We start from the raw sequence: 17117 nt of genomic DNA, 5'->3' as shown, positions 1-17117 counted from the left end.
TCCGCTAAGGGGCCGGGCTCAGCACCCACAGCACCACCGCCCGGCTTTTGCCCGGGTTGCGCCAGGTGTGGGGCTCCTTCCCGGAAAAGGTCAGGCTATCGCCCGGGTATAAGGTGTAGCGGGTCTCGCCAATGGTGAACTCCAGGCTGCCCTCCAGCACCGTGACCACGTCGGTGTCGCTGGGAAAGCTGTAGGGCTCCTTGCCGCCATGCCCCCCCGGCTCGATCTCGGTGCGCAGAAGCATCAGCTCCCCACGGAGGCCCCGCGAGAGGATGAAGTCGCGCACCCCCCAGCCACCAAAGTGGGCGCTGGGGGCCTCTCCAGAGCGCACCAGGTTGGTGCTGGGGGGGTCGAAAAGCGACCCCGGCTGGATGTCCAGCGCCGCGCAGACCTTCAGGAGCGAGGCCACCGAGGCGGCGGTGGCGTTGCGCTCGAGGCGGCTGATAAAGGATTTGTCCAGCCCGCTGCGCTGGGCCACCTGCTCCAGGGTGAGGCCCTTAGCCAGGCGGGCCGCTCGCAGCCGCGGGCCGATGGGCACAGAAGGCGAAGGGTCGGTGCGGGGCATCTTAACGAACCTGCCAGCGGCGCTCGAGCCGCCGCGCCACAAAGCTCAGCACCAGGGTCATAGTCAGGTAGATCAGCGAGACCGCCAGGTACATCTCAAAGGGTTTGAAGGTACGGGCCGAGATGAGCTGGCCGGCACGGGTCAGCTCCACCACCGCAATCGCCGAGAGCAGCGAGGAGTTTTTGAGCAGGGTGATGCCCTCGTTGACCAGCGGGGGAATCACCCGGGTAAAGGCCTGGGGCAGGATGATGTAGCGCAGGGTTTGGGTGGGGCTGAAGCCCAGGGAAAGCGCCGCCTCCCGCTGCCCCTTGGGGATGCTCTGGATCCCCGCGCGCAGGATTTCGGCCACGTAGGCACTGGAGTTGATGCTGAAGGCAATCACCCCGGCCGCAAACTCGTTGATCTGCTGCTGGGTAAGCTGGGGAATCCCGAAGAAAATCAGGAAAATTTGCACCAGCAACGGGGTGCCGCGCAGCAGCTCGATGTAGCCCAGGGTCAGCCCCGAAAGCCAGCGCAGCGGGGACATGCGGGCCAGCGCCACCAGGGTGCCCAGGAGAATGCCAAACACCAGCGAGAGGGCGGTGATGCGCAGCGTCACCCAGGCCCCCTGGAGCAAGAACGGCAGGCTTTCGCGGATCAGACCAAAATCCATAAGGCAGGGCGCAAACTAGGGTTTACTTGAACCACTTGGCCGCCAGCTCGTCCATCTTGCCGTTCTTCTCCAGCTTCTCGATGGCCGCGTCAATGGCCCGACGCAGATCGCTGCACTCTTTGCGCAGGGCCAGCCCGGTGTCCACCTGGTTGAGCTCAGCCACGATCTTGAGGTCGGGGTACTGCTTGAGAAAGGCCCGGCCGACAAAGCGGTGCACGATGAGCGCGTCGGCCTGGCGGGTGTTCACGGCCAGGGCCGCGTCGGTGTAGAGGTTGTAGGACTTGACCTCGGCCCCCTTCACGCCGCTGGCGATTTTCTCCTGGGCGCTACCGATCTGTACCGCCACTTTCTTACCGGCGAGATCCTCGAGCTTGCTGATCCCGGTGGTCTCCTTGCGGGTGATGATCACGTTGGGGCCGGAGATATAGGGCCGGGTGAAATCCACCGACTTCTTGCGCTCCTCGGTAATGGTCAGCCCGGCGGCAATCAGGTCGATTTTTTTGGTGAGCAGCGCAGGGATTAGACCATCAAAGCTCTGCCCAATGAAGTTGACCTTAACGCCCAGCTCAGCCCCGATGAGGTTTAGCAGATCCACATCAAAGCCGATGATTTTATTGTTCTTATCGAGCGATTCAAACGGCGGGTAGTCGGGGCTGGTACCCACGGTCAAACCGTTGGCCCTCACATTAGCCAGACAGCTCTGGGCCAGGGCACCCGAAACCCCCAACAGCCCCACCAAGACCATCACAACGATCCCTTTGCGCATAGTTTCCTCCTAACTCACACCGCATCACGGCAATGACGGTGGGAGCAGTTTAACATTCATTTGACCTATGAGCAATATTTATTGCTTCATGTGCAACAACTCGCCGGGTAAGCTGTTTCGACAGTATCAGCGCATAATGCACATTCCGGTAATATCAAGCCTCAACGATACCATCGAATGTGCTAGGCCATTCATACAGGCCGGGCCCACCAGGGGTTTGCGTTTACCAGCAAGTTATTTTCCCAGAGCAAATCGACCTACTCTGAACTTTAGCGTTACCTCTGTATCTCCACCCCAACCAGAATTTCCAGCTGCAACTCCTGCGCCGATTGCACCGTAGGAATAAGGCTATACCGCTCTACCCACAGGGCAAACGGGGGGCGCTCCATGCTTTTCAAAAATTGGAACACGGAGGCAAAGCCCCCTTCCAGCACCAGTCGAGCCATAGCATCCTGGGGCTCCAGACGCACCAACCGTAGGCCTTGCTGCTCTGCCTGGCGCACCAACCAGGTGTAAACCTGGGGTAAGGCCTCTGGCTTAACAGGCGGCCTGCTTGCAGCCTGGGGTGGTGTAAAGGTGTCCAGCTCACGTTGAAGCTGGCTTACCTGCATCTGCAAGACGCGCATCCGCTCATAGCTGCCTTGCAACCACAGCAAGATTAGCCCCAAAAGCAGGCCAGGAAATAGCCAGAGCAAGCTCGTTCTCATCGCATTCTGATTACACGAGATAGATCAAATAGTGGAAGGTACAGGGCTAAAGCTACCACCAAGACCACCCCCCCAAGGATGAGGGTTAGCACCGGCTCAATGCTGCTGGAAAGCCGCTTGAGGCTATAGTCCACCTCTCGCTCGAGGTGAAAAGCAATTTCGTTGAGCATCCCCTCGAGCCGCCCTGCCTCCTCCCCCACCAAAACCATTCTGACAAAAAGAGGGAGGAAAAGGGGCTCACGGGCCAGTCCGGTAGCCAAGGCTTCCCCGCGCTGCACGGATTGCTCTACCCGGAGAATAGACTCCGCCAGGGCGGCGTTGCCCACCACTTTACGGCTTGCCTCGAGGGCCTCGGTAATCCGAATCCCTCCAGCGTATAGGGTAGCCAGGGTACGGGCAAAGCGGGCCAGTCCAGCCTTGAGCAGAATTGAACCCATTAGGGGTATGCGCAACAACCAGCCATCCATCTGCACCGCCCCCCCCGGGGTGCGCCAGTACAACCTCAGCCCGTATCCTAGCAGCAGGCTAATCAATAACAACCACCAGCCGTTCTGGCGAAAAAAGGCTGAACTGCTGAGTAGAAACTGGGTAGGCCCAGGCAGCGCCACCCCTGTTTCGCGGTATAGCTGAGCAAAAACTGGGATCACAAACACCAGCAGCACCGCCACCACCACCCCCAGCACCCCCAGCACAAAACAGGGATAAAACAAAGCGGTGCGGGTTTTCTCTTGCAGTTCATAGCTTTTGTCGAGATACTCCGCCAGGCGTTGCAGCACTACCTCCAGGCTACCGCCCAACTCCCCCGCCGCCACCAGGTGGCGCATCAAGGGTGGAAACACCTGAGGATAGTCCTCCATGGCACGGGCCAATCCCTGCCCGGCCTCAATCCGTTCCCGCAGCCCTCGCAGAGCCTCGCGCAAGGAAGGGCTACCCGCTTGCAGGCTCAGGGTGTGCAAGGCCTGCACAAGCGGCACCCCGGCCCGCACCATTGTGGCGAGCTGTTCGGTCAGAATAACCAGCTCTGGCAACGGCACCTTGCGCAAAGGTCGTTGGGGAGCCTGTGTAAGGCGCAGTGGAAAAAGCCCCATAGCCCGTATCCGCGTGCGGGCCTCCCGCAAAGAAGCGGCTTCCACAACCCCCCGGTAGATCTCTCTACCCTCGGCATCGGTGGCCTCGTAGGTGAAGCGCAGACCCATTCACACCTCCCGCCAGCCCAGGGCTCGCAAAACCTCGGAGGTGGTGGTGCGCCCATCGCGCACCGCCACCAGCGCCTTGGCCCAAAGGTCTTTATGCTGGCTGCTGGCTGCCCGCGCCTGTAGCTCGGCCAGCGATCCCCCCGAGGCAATCAGGTGGCGTGCTTCCTGATCCAGGCTATAGATCTCGTAAAGTCCCATCCGACCAGAAAACCCAGTGCCGCGACAATAGGCACAACCTTGGCCTCGATATTCATGCACCGGCGCAGCCTCGCCCCAAAGCAAGCGGGCCTCAGTAGGAGTCGGGCAGGCCTCAGCACACTGGGGACAGACCTGGCGAACCAATCGCTGTGCCACCACTCCCAGTAAGGTTGCACCCACCAAATAAGGCTCAGCCCCCATCTCGAGCAGCCGGATGGGGGTGGACAGGGCATCGTTGGCGTGCAAGGTAGCCAGCACCAGGTGCCCGGTAAGGGCCGCTCGCAGTGCCGTGTCAATGGTTGTGCGGTCGCGAATTTCTCCCACCAAGATAACATCCGGATCCTGCCGCAGCACCGAACGCAGTGCTTCACCAAAATCCAGATCGATCTTGGGTTGTACAGGAATCTGGCTGATTCCCTCGAGGGGCACCTCGACCGGATCTTCAATGGTCAGAAAACACTTCTCCGAAGTGTACAGGTGCTGCATAGCGGCGTAGAGGGTGGTGGTCTTGCCGCTGCCGGTGGGGCCGGTCACCAGCAGAATACCGCTGGTGGAACGCAGCAGCCCTTCAAAGCGCTTCAGATCCTCCGGTAGCATCCCCAGATCGGCCAACCCCCGCCGCACCGCATCGGGGTAGATAATGCGCACCGTCAGACGTTCGCCAAAAAGTGTGCCCACGCTGGCTATGCGCAGTTCATGGCGGCGATTGCCGAAGGTGTAGGTAAAGTGCCCATCCTGCGGCCGCCGCTTTTCTGCAATATCCATACCAGCCAGCACCTTGAAGCGGGCCACCAGGGGGGCCTCCAACCCCTTATCCAGCCTGTGAATCTCCTGCAAAACCCCGTCCACCCGGATACGCACCCGGACATAGCTTTCCTGGGGCTCTAAGTGCAAATCACTGGCCCGCGCACCCAGGGCCTTGCGCACCAGCTCATCGGCCAGCTCGATCGCGGGCGCTTGCTCGATGGTCAGATCGGGGCCTGGTCGAGCCTCCATTTGCACGGCACCGAGGGACTGCTGGGGTTGCAACAAATCGTCCAGTGTCTGCAAAATTTCCCGGTCAGAGGCTAGGTAAGGCACGATCTCCTTACCGGTACGAAAGCGCAGCTCATCCAGCAAAGCCAGGTCGGCAGGGTGGGCCATCGCCACGTGTAGGCGAGCCCCATCCAGGCGCAGAGGCAGCACCTGCTTCTCACGAGCAAAACGCCGATCCAGAAGGTTTAGGGCTTCCGGCTGTATTTCGACCGCCTCAAGGCTAATCAACGGCGCTCGCTGTTGATCAGCCAAAACCTGGTACAGCTCGGATTCGCGTATCCAGCCCTTCTGGAGCAACACCTGCCCCAATGGTTCCTGCCGCCTTTGCTGCTCCTCCAGGGCCATGGAAAGCTGCTCTGGCGTGAGCTTTCCCAGCCTAACCAGCAGCTCACCGAGCTTGAGTTTCTCCAAGTTGCACCTCCCAGGTGTAAAGACCAGCTCGAGCCCCCCCCTTTTCCTCTAGGAGCACCAGCCGGGCACCCAGGGCCTGGGCCAGCTCGAGGGGGGCATAGGGGTTCATGGCCTCTCCTTGCAAGCGCATCTGTTCGCGGCTGGCCTCAAAACGTGTAAACCAAAGGCGATCCGGGCGCGCCGATATGCTACTGAGCAGACCCTCCAGGCCCACCCCCTGGGGCGTTTCGGTTTTCGGCACAGCCACCACTGCCTGCTCAGACTTAAGCTGGTTATACAGCCGTTCTAGTCGTTGCACATTGGTTTGTAAATAGGTATGGGCCAGCAAACCCATGGTGGCAACAACCGCGCTTGCCAGCAAAATAACCTGTACCTGCCGTGACAAACCCTCCCCAATGCGCTGCGGCCTATGCCTCAGGTTCAGATAGGGTTCTCCAGTCAGAGCGTACTCCGGCATGATCTTATCCAGGCGATATACCTGCTCCACCGGTAGGCCCGGCGGGGGATCGAAGGCCTCCGGCAGACCCACCAGCCAGGCTTCTTCTATCGCTCCAACACCTCCAAACAGCCCTATAGACCGCACCACCTCATCGGCAAGGGCCGGGGAGGCTTGATCAGCAGGCAAGCTTAAATAACGAAAACCTACCAACCCACCATCTTCGAAATAAGCAATGGTATGGCTCAGGTTCTCTAAAACGAGGAAGCGGCGCGCTTTACTCAGGCTGCGTATATGCCGCCAGAAAAAAAGTGGAAGAGGTTCCAGAGCCTTTAGTCGTAGACTGCGACTCAACAGCTCGGTAACCTTCTCGGGCATGGCTGCATACAGCAGCCGGGTTTTACGCTCTTCAAAACCCAGTGGTAGGTGTGCAACCGTTAACGACTGTCCCTCCAACAGAGGGCTGCGCTCAGCCTCCGCCAGCACCGCCTCGTCCAGGGGGAAACCTGGTAGATTGGGAAACAATCCAGTGCGCAACAAAGCCAACTCTGGCCCCACGGCTAAGTAATCCAGATTGCGTGCGGCTTTCAGCAGCAACGGAAGCTTGTGCAATTGGAAACGTCCCTCGCCATCCAGGAGGCCATCCAGGATGAAGCGAGATAGCCGACGCTTATCCCATACCAACAGGTGCTCGCGGGTAAGGAAAGCCAGGCGCATAATCAACGAAGCGAGACCACCGGAGGCGCAAAAACCTGATCTTGATTATTCTGGCGCAGGGTCAGCCCTCCCCCAACAGAGTTCCAGTTCGAGGGGCAAACATCAAACAGACCCATCCGGCGCAATGCAGGGTCACTACAGAAACGCGCCAAAGGGAGGCTGGTATCTTCCAGAAGGCGCACCGGCACCCCCGATACAACCGCACAGCCACCCACCCAGGCCTGACGAAAAAGCTGGCCGCTCTGGAGCCGGTACACAACACATCCTCCAGCCACGACAAGACGTAATTCACTGGCCACAAGGCTACTAATCTGCAACGCCTCACGCATATCGCGTCCCAGCCGAGCCCGGAGTTCATCGTAGGCTATCTCGGCGCCCAAGCGCAAACGGGCCTCTCTAGAAGCCTCGCTGCCATAAAACAGCAGAGCACTAGCTGCCAGAGCCAAAAATCCGGCTAGAGCCAGTACCACTGCCAGTTCAATCAGGCGCATATAGCCTCATTCTAGGGGTTGGTCACACGAATCCGGGTCAGATGGTACGGCCCCGACCGCAGGGTGGTTACCATACGAGTGTACCCCAATCCGTTCTGCACAATACTTTCGCGGCAGACGGAAAACGTATGGTTACCTAGAAGAATGGAGGTATGGTTGGGACAGGCCGCAATGGTTGCCGGGGAGGCCTCCAGAAGGGTCTCTAATGCGGCCCCGGTTTGCAGATCCGGCTCCTGGCTGCTCTGCAAAACCTGCGACACAGCCAGCACCCCCGTAGCAGCCACGCCCATCAGCAGCAGGGCCACCACCACCTCCAACAGATTGAATCCTCGAGAGTTCACGGATCCACTACCCTCTGTTCGACCACCCCATCTGTGGCGTTGTACACCCAGCGCAGCCGCCGGGTTACCCCACCCCGCTCCTCACCCACGGCATAAATCGTCCAGCGCACCTTACCACCAGCCAGGCTGCGCGTGGCGCTGCAAGCCAAACCTCCTAAGCTGCCGCTGCTAAAACAATACCGACCCACGTAATCCGGGCTGCTAGGGGTACAGGAGCTGGAAGTGCGGCAGATCAGAATAGGCTGAGCGGCAAAAAGGGGCACAAGCGGGCTAAGCCGGATGTGGGCAACAGCCTGTTCCGCACCCCCCTCTGCCAGATACAGGGCTTGTAGTGCCTGGGTTTCTGAGGTCTTACGTGTGGCGTTCTGCCAAGTGAGCAAACCCAATGGGACAAGAAGTAGCCCTAGCAAAACCAGGGCTACTGCAAGGCTGATCAGGATATAGCCTTTGCTAGGCTTAGTTGATACCATTGCGTACGCAACGGATGGGAGTCGTAGCGTTGGTAACCAGCGTCGTGCAGGTGTCGTTGCTATAAAGCAGGGCTACCCGTTCGCCAGTGGTGGCCACAGCGTTGTTGTTATCGTAGTCCATGTAAGCGCTACCGCCATTAAACTTTAACTGGGTGTTGGCATCCAGATTGGCCACCAGCTGCGTCCAGTTGGGCGGATTGCCACCGTTCCGCGCTAGATAAATCGCGTAAGCTGAACGAATACTGGATAGGGTCGCCTCGCGTTGGGCCTGGCGGGCCTGGGTGGTCATGTCGATGTAACGGGGCACCGCCACGGCTGCCAGAACACCAATGATCACAATAACGATGGCCAACTCAATCAGGGTAAAACCATTTGTACGCATAGCTCACCTCACTTTCCCGCTCCCGAAGGCAGAAAGACTTTAATACATAATGGAACACCTCTGAAAATCGGTTGTGATATTTGACCATAACGGTAAATTCACATCTTTGCAAAAAACGTGTCCTGGCCTGAGTTTGATCAATACAACCCCACAGTAAACTCGTAAAATCGCAAATCCAAGCTCAGCCCCCCACATGCACCACCGGCCTGCGCTTTGGGTCGGGCTCGGCCTTGCGCAGCACCTCGTGGGTGAGGCTGGGGACATCACCCTCGCCGTAGAGGATGAAGTCGAGGGCTGAGCGCAGAAGGGGGCGCTCGCTCCACTCGAAATAGACATGCGGGAGCTTGCCGGTGGTGTCGCGTATATACAAGAGCAAGGCGGCAATGGCGTTGGGAATGGAGGTGCCCTGCACCCGCAGCACCTGGTGTTCCCCCACCTCCACCCCATGCACGTAGAGGGTATCGGAGAAGTCGGAGGCGTCGGGGACGGAGACCTCGAGGAAGGCCACTGGATCGCGGTTGGGCAGGTGGGTGCGCCGGTGCATCCGTTCCTGCTTTTGCGTGTACTCGAAAGGACTGCCGGAGTCGCGGTGGTTGGCAACTAGGCGAATCTCACCCAGGGCCAGCCTTCGGATGATGGCCTGGGCCTCGAGGTCGGCCTGAACCCGCTCGGCGCGCAGCTCGGTCGAGCGGAAGACGCGTGAGATCAGCGAGACCACCACAATCGCAGCGATGAAGAAGGCGGCTATCACCAGGCCATCGAGGTCGGCCAGCACCGTCACGGTAGCGGTGTAAATAAAGATGGCCGTAACCAGCCCAAAACCCAGCGCGGCCCAAAGCTGGCGCTTGGCGAGGGCGGAGAGCATGACTGCAAAGGCCGCTGAGGTCATCAGGGCCAGCACCCCGGTGGCATAGGCCCCGGCCTGGGCATTGACGTCGGCCCGAAAGATCAGGGTAACCAGCACGCAGACCCCGGTGAAGATAAGCACCAACGGACGCACCGCCCGGGCCCAGTCGGGCGCCATACCATACCGGGGCAGATACCGCGGGGTAATGTTGAGCAGCCCGGCCATGGCGCTCGCACCCGCGAACCACAGGATCAGAATGGTGGAGAGGTCGTAAAGGCTGCCAAACCACTCACCCAGGTTCTGGTGGGCCAGGAAAGCCAGGGCCCGCCCGTTGGCCGCGCCGCCCTCCTTGGTCACCTGCACCAGCCGACCGCCCGGGGTGGGGGTAACCGTCACCTCGAGGTGTATGGTGCCCTGCTTCCCCTCGAGCTGAATCCGCTCGGTAAAGCTTCCCGTGCGCTCGGGCACATGGTAGGTGTACACGTCGCCGTTGCCCAGCGGCACATCGATGGTACGGGCCTGGCCGCGCAGCTCGCGTTGGGCGGTGGTCTCGGGCCAGAATTCGCTGGGTGGAATGAGCAGGGTGGTCACCAGCGAGCTGCTGAGCAGCATCACGCTCATAATTAGGGCCGCCGTGGTGAGCAGTTTACGTGAATTGGCAATCCGTCCCACGGGGTGCTGGGGCGAATCGCCGGGCCAGCCCCGCACCAGCGGCATTACCACCACTCCGGTCTCGAAGCCGGAGAGGCCCAGGGCCAGCTTGGGAAAAACCACCAGGGCGGCCACCACCACAGCAGCGGGGGTGGCGTAGTCGAGGGCGATGCGCCCCGTCCACTCGGCCAGAAGGCCAGGGTTCTGTGCGATTAGGCTGATCCCTTGACCAATCACCACCAGGTTTAGGCCGATGTAGACGACCACCAGCACCACCGCGATGCCGATGGCCTCCTTAAAGCCGCGCAGGAAGACCGCACCCAGGAGGCCCACCAACAGGAGCGTCAGACCAATCTGGCTGTTCAGCCAGTCCGGCGCGAGGGGGTTCTCAACAATGTGCTTGGCCGCGTCCGCCGCCGAGAGGGTAATGGTGATGACAAAGCCGGTTGCCACAAAACCAATCAGGGTCAGCACCACAAACTTGCCCGTCCAGCCCTTGAGCAGGCGCTCGAGCATCGAGATTGAGCCGTCGCCGTGCGGGCTTTCCCCGGCAACCCGGCGGTACATGGGAAGGGCTCCAAACAGGGTGAGCGACACCAGCACCAGGGTGGCAATGGGCGAGAGCGCCCCCGCGGCCAGCGCTGCAATGCCGGGCTGGTAGCCCAGGGTGGAGAAGTAGTCCACCCCGGTCAGGCACATCACCCGCCACCAGGGGTGGCTCGAGTGGGCGGCGGTCGGTTGCTTGTAGTAGCCCTCAGAGGGTTTGGGAGCTCCCTCGAGCAGCCAGTGTTGTAAGCGGCTGGAAATAGGGCGGGCCGGGTGCTGCTTAACTGACATAAATCGCTACCAATCCGGTTTGTACTGAGTGCAGGCCAGCTAAAGGCTGTGCAGGTGATGAGGGGCTGCCCGCTTGGTTCTCGGTGGCAAAATGCCTTTCAAACCACTCATCCTGCCCCAGGGCTCTCAACAGCACTCACTCTCCCAGTCGATATCCTACTCCTCGCACCGTCTCGATGACATCCTCACCAAGGCGTTTGCGAAGGTTCTTGACGTACACATCTATAAGGTTGGAGTCGGCCTCGAAGCCCGGCCCCCAAATGCGCTCGAGGATCTCCTCACGGGTAAAGACCCGGCCCTTGTTGAGGGCCAGCAGCTCCAAGACCAGGTATTCCTTTGCGGTAAGGCGCACCAGCTCACCCTGTCGCCGCACCTGGCGGTGCTCCAGGGCCAGTTCGACCTGGGGTGAAATTTGCAAAACCTGCGGCTTGATCTCCCCACGCCGCCCCAGGGCCTTAAGGCGGGCCACCAACTCGGCCAGGGCAAAGGGCTTGGGCAGGTAATCGTCGCCCCACTCGAGGCCCCGCACCCGGTCGGGCAGGGCCTCGCGGGCGGTGAGGAAGAGAATGGGCTGATGAAAGCCCGACTCGCGCAAGGCCTGGGCCAGCTCAAAGCCGGCCTCCGGCCCCTCGGGCAGCATCACGTCGAATAAAAGCAGGTCAAAGGGCTGCTCCCACACCAGGGCCTCGGCTTCAGACCTGGAAGCCGCCAGGGTAACCTGGAAGCCCTGGGCCGAGAGGCTTTCCTTCAGGGTGGAGGCCAGGCTGGGCTCGTCTTCGACGATTAACAAACGCACACCTAAGCTTATCTCGGCCCCTGGATAATCGGCTAGCGGGCACATTCTTGCGATGCTAATACCATCCCCTGAAGGCAGGGTGAAGCGGATGGCCTGGCCTTAGCCGGCCGCGCCAAAAATTAAGCTGCGGTGGGTGAGGCCGCAGCTTGGGGGGAGGTAAGGCACAGCAATGGTCTGTGCGGGTTTATGTTGTTTCCCTTAGGTGAAGCCAGTATGAAATCGCATATCCGTGCGGCCAATGGCCGTAGACTGTAGCGGGCGTGTCCAGCCCCTTGAGGTGTTACCGTGGACTTTTTGTTAGCACTCTTGATCGGCACAGCAGCAGGTGTCCTATCGGGCTTTTTTGGCATTGGGGGCGGGGTCGTGGTGGTGCCTGCCCTGGTTTTGCTGCTGGGCCTGAGCCAGCTCCAGGCCACCGCCACCTCGCTGGCAGCGCTGCTACTGCCGGTGGGGATTCTGGGCGTGCTCAACTACTACCGGGTGGGGGCGGTCAACCTGCCGGTGGCGGGCCTGCTGGCACTGGGGTTGCTGGTGGGCACTTATTTTGGTTCTCGCGTGGCCCTGACGCTGCCGGAGGCCGTGCTGCGCCGGGGCTTTGCCATCCTGCTGATCCTGGTCGCACTCCAGCTTTTGCTGCGCCGCTGAAGGGGCGATGGAGTGAACGCCCAGGGGGCTAGACTTTAAAGAAAATTTTGCGGGCGTAAAACCACCAGAACACCAGCCACCAGGCCAGGATGAAGAGCAGCGTGTACGTCCACCCCCCCACCACCACCCCGCTGTGGGCCACGTGCCAGTTGAGCCAGGCCTCCTGCAGGCTGACCCGCGCTCCGTTCAGCGAGACCGTCCAGCCCTGCAACACCCAGACCTTGAACAAAATCGGCAGGATATAGGCCAGCAGCGCGTTCGACCCGAATACCAAGAACGGGAAGGCCAGCCATGTCCATCTCCTGAGGTCGAACAGCAGGTAAAACGCCCCGATCAAAAGCGTCGCCAGCCCGGCGCTAAAAAGGATGTAGGGTGGTGTCCAGAAGGCTTTGGAGAAGGGCAGCTCGAGGCTCCAGCCATACCCCAGCCCGGTCATTGCGCTGCCCAGCAAGAGGAGCTGGAGCAGCGGACGGTAGGCAGCCAGGGCTTCCCGAAAGCCAGCAGACCGGGGGCCTGGCCGCTTAACTTCCACTGGGTCCTTTCCCCCGTTTCTTAGCACCTGCGCCACCATCGCCCCCAGCAGGGCCAGCGCCGCTGTGGGTATGGTCGAAAGCAGCCCGCGCAGACCAAGGGGCTCGAGGTAGGTCCTGTTCAGGTGCAGCAACAGGTTGCGGTCTTCCTCGAAGATGCCCGGCCCCGCGCCGGGGATGGGAACAAAGCGGATGGCCGCCCAGTAGCCCACCAAAAGCCCTGCTGCGACCGCAAACAGGAAGGCAGGCCGGGGGGAGATCAGGTAAAAAAGCGCGGCCAGGCAGTAGGCCAGCGCGATGAGCTGCAAGACCCCCAGCGCGAAGACCGGGGTGCGGGCCAGGGCGCTGGTCAGGAAGAGGCCCAGCAAAAAAATCAGGCTCGTGCGCCTGAGGATGCGAAGCAGCCTGCGCCACAACGGAAGCTTTTGTTTATCGAAGCTCGAGGCCGCATACGGGATGGCCGCCCCCATGCAGAACAGGAACCACGGGAACACCAGATCGGCCAGTGTCACCCCGCCAAACGGGGCGTGCACGAGCTGGTCGGGCGTGGCCTCCTGAAGCGCGAGGTTGTTGACCAAAAGCATCAAGAAAACCGTCAAGCCCCGCAGCCCGTCCAAAGCCAGCAGCCGGGCCCCAGCTGGCGTTGCTTTATTTTTGGATTCCACCGCTATGGCGGTGCTCGGTTGGGCTATCATCATCGCCCCTTTCCCACGCTCTGCCTGCCCTTGCTCACCCACCGGAATACCCCTACCCTACCTCCGATCCACCCCCTGCACCAGCCCACCCACCGTGCCCAGCCGGTAGCCCTGCTGTCCTGCCAAAGCCAGAAAGCGCGGCAGCACCGCGATGGTCTGGAGCACGTTGTCGTGCAACAGCACGATACCACCGGGGCGCAGCCGCCGCAGCAACCGGGCCTCGAGGGGGCCCTGCCCGATGTTGTCGAAGTCGCCTGGATCGTCCGTCCAGAAGACCACCGTCATGTTTAGCCGTCGCATCACCTCGAGCACCGTGGGTGAGAAGCGACCCCCGGGCGGGCGAAAGTAGACGATGGGCTTGCCGGTGATGGCCTGAAGCACCTGGTTGGCCTGGACGATCTCGGCGGTCACACTGGCCTCGTCGAGGCCGTTGAGGCGGACATGGTGGTAGGTGTGGTTGGCGACCTCGTGCCCTTGCTGCACCATATCCCGTACGAAGTAGGGGTAGGCCTCGGCGTTGCGGCCAATGCAGAAGAAGGTGGCCCGCACACCCGCCCGGCGCAGGGTGTCGAGGAGCAGCGGCTCGAACAGGGGGTGGGGCGCATCGTCGAAGGTCAGGGCCACCACGCGCTGCCTGGGGTCGCCGTGAAAAAGGCGGTTGCCCACCACCCCGCCCTGCTGGCTGGCCACGGTCTGCTCGAGCTGCTGGGCGCGGAGCTGGGCCCGGGTGCCCTGGAACTGGGGGGTGAGCTCGAGCTCGTCGGTTACGGGCGCGGGTGGGCCATAAAAAGCGTCCTGCGGCTTGATCCAGAGGTGGTCAAACTGCAAAAAGTTGCTCAGGTTCAGGCGCAAAAACTCGTTGAGCCTGGCCCGCGAGACCGAAGCGGTAAAACGGGGCAAGGGGCCTCCAAAGCCCGCGTACTCCCTCCGGCTATAAATCGAGACATCCACATAGCTCAGGGAGGGCCGGGCCGCAAAGGTCTCGGCCACCACCCGCTGGGCCTTGGTGAGCATAAAGCTAGGGGTGGTGGAGGCCTCCGGAATCAGCACCAGGGCCTCGGCCGCTTCCACAAAACCGTTGGAGGCCCAGGCGATCCGCTCCACGAAGCGGATGGGCGGGTTGAGAACGATCTGGGGTAGTGTGGGCGCTGGCCGCTGACCGGGTGCCAGCGGCTGCATCTCGCCGGGCGGAATGGCCTGCACCGGGGGAAGCGGCGTCGGGCTGCTCGGCTGGGCCAGCACCAGCCCCAACGCCCACGGCAGTAAGCATACCCAAGGCCTCATACCCTCTAGCATCGCCCAGCAGATGAAGGGGGTCTGAAACAATTGAGGCCCCTTCCAGCTCTTCATCCCAGATTCACCCCTCCGACCTAGCCTTCTGGTCAGGGGTACTATGGAACCTATAGTTCGGGCCTCCAGCCCCCTGTGCACCTCCATCCGGCGATTTATGCAAACAACCACGACCTCGAGAAACCCTCCAACCCTATGAACCTTCGGCTGCGTCTGGCGCTCATCACCTTCAGCCTGACCCTTCTGGGCCTGGGCCTGGGCCTGCTCCTGACCTATCAGATCCTGGAGCGCAGCCGCCTGGCCGACCTCGACCGGGAGCTCAAGCTACAGGCCAGCATAGTATTGCAAGCAGCGCTTAGCGGCCAGCCCATACCCGACAGCCTGGCCGACGCGCTTTCGCAGGACAACCGCGTACAGTCAGCGCAGGTTTACCGTGGGCTACAAAAGATTTGGGAAGGCGGCACCTTCACCTCCGATCTACCTTTCGACGCAGGCATGCTGGGTCGGCAGGGCCCCAGCGAGGTGCGGGGGCTGCGAGTATACACCCTGAGCCAGGGGGATTTGAGCGTGCAGCTCAGCGAATCGCTGTGGCTGTTGCGCGAGACCCTGGAGCGCTTTGTAGAGGTCGCTGTTCCCATCGCTTTGCTGCTGGCCCTGCTCTCGGCAGGGCTGGCCTACGGGGCGGCCGGGCTGGCGGTGCGGCCCCTCGAGCGCCTCACCCGAGCGGCGGCTCGCTTTGAGCAGGGGGAGCCGGTACCGCAGATCTCCGGCCAGGACGAGGTGGCCAGCCTGGCCCGCTCCTTTGCCAGCCTGCTCGACCGGCTCAAGGATCAGCGCGAGCGGGAGCAGCAGTTTCTGGCCTACGCGGCGCACGAGCTGCGCACGCCGCTTTCGGCCTTCCGGGCCAGCCTCGAGGCCGCCGGACTTCAGGGCCAGATGGGGCCAGAGCAGCTCAGCCGCCTGCACCGCGAGGCCTTGCGGCTGGAGACCCTGGCCCAGAACCTGCTGGCCCTCTCGCGGGCCGAGAGCGGGGAGGTGCGGGGGCAGCCCCTGGATCTGGCCGACCTGGTCTCCGAGGCCTTCGACCGCTTCCAACCGCTGGCCCTGGAGCGGGGTCTGGAGCTGGGCCTCGAGGCCCAACCCGCCCCCGTCCATGCCGATCCCCGCCTGCTCGAGCAGGCCCTCAACAACCTGGTGCACAACGCCCTGCGCTACACCAGCAAAGGCAGCGTGCTGCTAAAAAGCGGCCTGGAGGAGGGCTGGGCCTGGCTCGAGGTGGCCGACACCGGCCCCGGCTTCCACAAGGACGCCCACGAGGGGCTGGGCCTGCGGGTGGCGCGGGCGGTGGCCCAGGCCCTGGATGGGGAGCTGCAGATCAAGCAGCACCAGGGGAGCCAGGTGCGGCTGCGCCTACCCCAGTACCGGCCGCACACGGGAGGGTAACAAAAATGTGGCGCCAAGTTTTGCCAGTCCTGCTACTCCTCAGCCTTGCACTCCCAGCCCATGCCCGTCCGCCTGAGGACGCCTACGCCTATGGCTCCACGGCTTTCAGCCATCTGGTGGAGGAGTCCTACCGGCTGACCGGGGCTAAAGGGCTGGAACCTTTTTATCCTTGGTTCGAGGCAGCCTACGCGCGTTACGCGGGGGAGGGTCTGCGGCAGAGCCTCGAGGCCCGCCGACGAACCTACAGCCGGCTACGGCCCTCCCAGAAAGCCGCCTTCGAGCGACAGAGCGCGATCTGGGCCTACCGCACGGTCAAAGCCCTGATCCCCCATTTCAGCCTCGAGCGCGGTTACGAGTTCGCCTACGCGGTGCGCAACGGGGAGCGGCAGTGCCTGTTGCAGTCGGTGCTCATCGCCGGGATGCTCCAGCGCATCGGGCTGAGGGCAGGCGCGGTGATGGTCTGGAAGAACCTGCACGGGCAGGTTAGCAACCTCGGACACGTGAGCACTTTGCTGCGCCTTTCCGACGGCCACGACCTGTTGGTCGACGCCTCGGAGCCCGAGCCCTTCCCCGAGCACCAGGGCCTCTTCACCTGGGACGCCGCTGTGGGCGATTACCGCTTCCTCGAGCCCCGCTTTGCGCCCGACCACGAAATTCAGGCCTATCGCCTGGTCGGCAACGGGCACGAAGCCCCGGTGGGCGAGATCGCGCCGCTCGGCCTGCGCTACCTGCAATCGCAGTTCTACTACTACCGGGGCGAACGTGCGCCCAACGGCTTCATCGGCCCTTCTACGCCTCAAGGCCTGGCGGCCTCGGCCGGCTTTTTGCAGCAGGCGGTGCGCTTAGAGCCGGGCAACCCCCTGGCGGTGTACGTGCTGGGGCTGGTCTACCGCAAGCAGGGGCAGCTCGAGGCCGCCCGCCAGCAAATCCGCGCCGGTTACCAGCTTTATGCGCGCTATGGCTTCATCCCCGATGGCCCCAAGGCCGCCTATACCTGGGCCGGTGAGTAAGGAGGT

17 protein-coding genes are annotated in these 17117 nt (G+C 62.1%); 3 read left to right on the top strand and 14 right to left on the bottom strand.

Annotated elements, in window-relative coordinates:
• Positions 1-4: 4 nt before the first annotated feature.
• From MRUB_RS05295 to MRUB_RS05240, 12 genes are all read right to left on the bottom strand, one after another.
• A complete protein-coding gene (locus tag MRUB_RS05295) occupies positions 5-565 on the bottom strand; it encodes a helix-turn-helix domain-containing protein (protein ID WP_013013329.1) in 561 nt (186 codons plus the stop codon).
• 1 nt (position 566) lies between these two features.
• Positions 567-1217 (bottom strand): amino acid ABC transporter permease, encoded by a 651-nt coding sequence (locus MRUB_RS05290; RefSeq protein ID WP_013013328.1) that lies wholly within the window; start codon positions 1215-1217, stop codon positions 567-569.
• Positions 1218-1239: 22 nt separating this feature from the next.
• On the bottom strand, positions 1240-1983 hold the full coding sequence (locus MRUB_RS05285) for a basic amino acid ABC transporter substrate-binding protein (RefSeq protein ID WP_013013327.1): 744 nt from the start codon (positions 1981-1983) through the stop codon (positions 1240-1242).
• A gap of 275 nt (positions 1984-2258) precedes the next feature.
• Positions 2259-2690 (bottom strand): hypothetical protein, encoded by a 432-nt coding sequence (locus MRUB_RS05280; protein ID WP_013013326.1) that lies wholly within the window; start codon positions 2688-2690, stop codon positions 2259-2261.
• On the bottom strand, positions 2687-3886 hold the full coding sequence (locus tag MRUB_RS05275) for a type II secretion system F family protein (protein ID WP_013013325.1): 1200 nt from the start codon (positions 3884-3886) through the stop codon (positions 2687-2689). The genes MRUB_RS05280 and MRUB_RS05275 overlap by 4 nt, the downstream gene beginning before the upstream one ends.
• Complete coding sequence (locus MRUB_RS05270; RefSeq protein WP_013013324.1) at positions 3887-5530, bottom strand: GspE/PulE family protein; 1644 nt, start codon at positions 5528-5530, stop codon at positions 3887-3889.
• Positions 5508-6683: a hypothetical protein gene (locus MRUB_RS05265; RefSeq protein ID WP_013013323.1), complete on the bottom strand. Its 1176-nt coding sequence runs from the start codon at positions 6681-6683 to the stop codon at positions 5508-5510. Before MRUB_RS05265 ends, MRUB_RS05270 begins: the two co-directional genes overlap by 23 nt.
• A 2-nt stretch (positions 6684-6685) precedes the next feature.
• A complete protein-coding gene (locus MRUB_RS05260; protein ID WP_013013322.1) occupies positions 6686-7174 on the bottom strand; it encodes a hypothetical protein in 489 nt (162 codons plus the stop codon).
• Positions 7175-7185: 11 nt separating this feature from the next.
• A complete protein-coding gene (locus MRUB_RS05255) occupies positions 7186-7515 on the bottom strand; it encodes a prepilin-type N-terminal cleavage/methylation domain-containing protein (RefSeq protein ID WP_157413573.1) in 330 nt (109 codons plus the stop codon).
• Positions 7516-7971: 456 nt separating this feature from the next.
• On the bottom strand, positions 7972-8367 hold the full coding sequence (locus tag MRUB_RS05250; protein WP_013013319.1) for a type II secretion system protein: 396 nt from the start codon (positions 8365-8367) through the stop codon (positions 7972-7974).
• A 181-nt stretch (positions 8368-8548) separates the two neighbouring features.
• The gene (locus MRUB_RS05245) at positions 8549-10702 is read right to left on the bottom strand and encodes an APC family permease (protein WP_013013318.1); all 2154 of its coding nucleotides are present in this window, start codon (positions 10700-10702) and stop codon (positions 8549-8551) included.
• Positions 10703-10838: 136 nt separating this feature from the next.
• Positions 10839-11543: a response regulator transcription factor gene (locus tag MRUB_RS05240; protein ID WP_015586477.1), complete on the bottom strand. Its 705-nt coding sequence runs from the start codon at positions 11541-11543 to the stop codon at positions 10839-10841.
• A gap of 240 nt (positions 11544-11783) precedes the next feature.
• Here MRUB_RS05240 and MRUB_RS05235 point away from each other — a divergent pair, with 240 nt between their 5' ends.
• Complete coding sequence (locus MRUB_RS05235; protein ID WP_013013316.1) at positions 11784-12143, top strand: TSUP family transporter; 360 nt, start codon at positions 11784-11786, stop codon at positions 12141-12143.
• Between the two features lie 28 nt (positions 12144-12171).
• On the opposite strand, the gene MRUB_RS05230 is transcribed toward MRUB_RS05235, so the two are convergent.
• Both MRUB_RS05230 and MRUB_RS05225 read right to left on the bottom strand, forming a co-directional pair.
• Positions 12172-13368, bottom strand: coding sequence for an acyltransferase family protein (locus MRUB_RS05230; RefSeq protein ID WP_241476914.1), 1197 nt, complete (start codon positions 13366-13368; stop codon positions 12172-12174).
• Positions 13369-13425: 57 nt separating this feature from the next.
• Positions 13426-14652, bottom strand: coding sequence for a polysaccharide deacetylase family protein (locus MRUB_RS05225; RefSeq protein ID WP_036199017.1), 1227 nt, complete (start codon positions 14650-14652; stop codon positions 13426-13428).
• A gap of 201 nt (positions 14653-14853) precedes the next feature.
• Here MRUB_RS05225 and MRUB_RS05220 point away from each other — a divergent pair, with 201 nt between their 5' ends.
• Both MRUB_RS05220 and MRUB_RS05215 read left to right on the top strand, forming a co-directional pair.
• Entirely contained in the window at positions 14854-16101 is a 1248-nt protein-coding gene (locus MRUB_RS05220) for a sensor histidine kinase (protein ID WP_013013313.1), read from the top strand.
• Between the two features lie 5 nt (positions 16102-16106).
• Positions 16107-17111: a tetratricopeptide repeat protein gene (locus MRUB_RS05215; protein ID WP_013013312.1), complete on the top strand. Its 1005-nt coding sequence runs from the start codon at positions 16107-16109 to the stop codon at positions 17109-17111.
• Positions 17112-17117 lie beyond the last annotated feature (6 nt).

The sequence above is a fragment of the Meiothermus ruber DSM 1279 genome (assembly GCF_000024425.1).
GTDB classification, from domain to species: Bacteria; Deinococcota; Deinococci; order Deinococcales; family Thermaceae; genus Meiothermus; species Meiothermus ruber.
The sequence above is the reverse complement of the archived record's forward strand: the minus strand, read 5'-3'. Positions and strand labels throughout refer to the sequence as shown.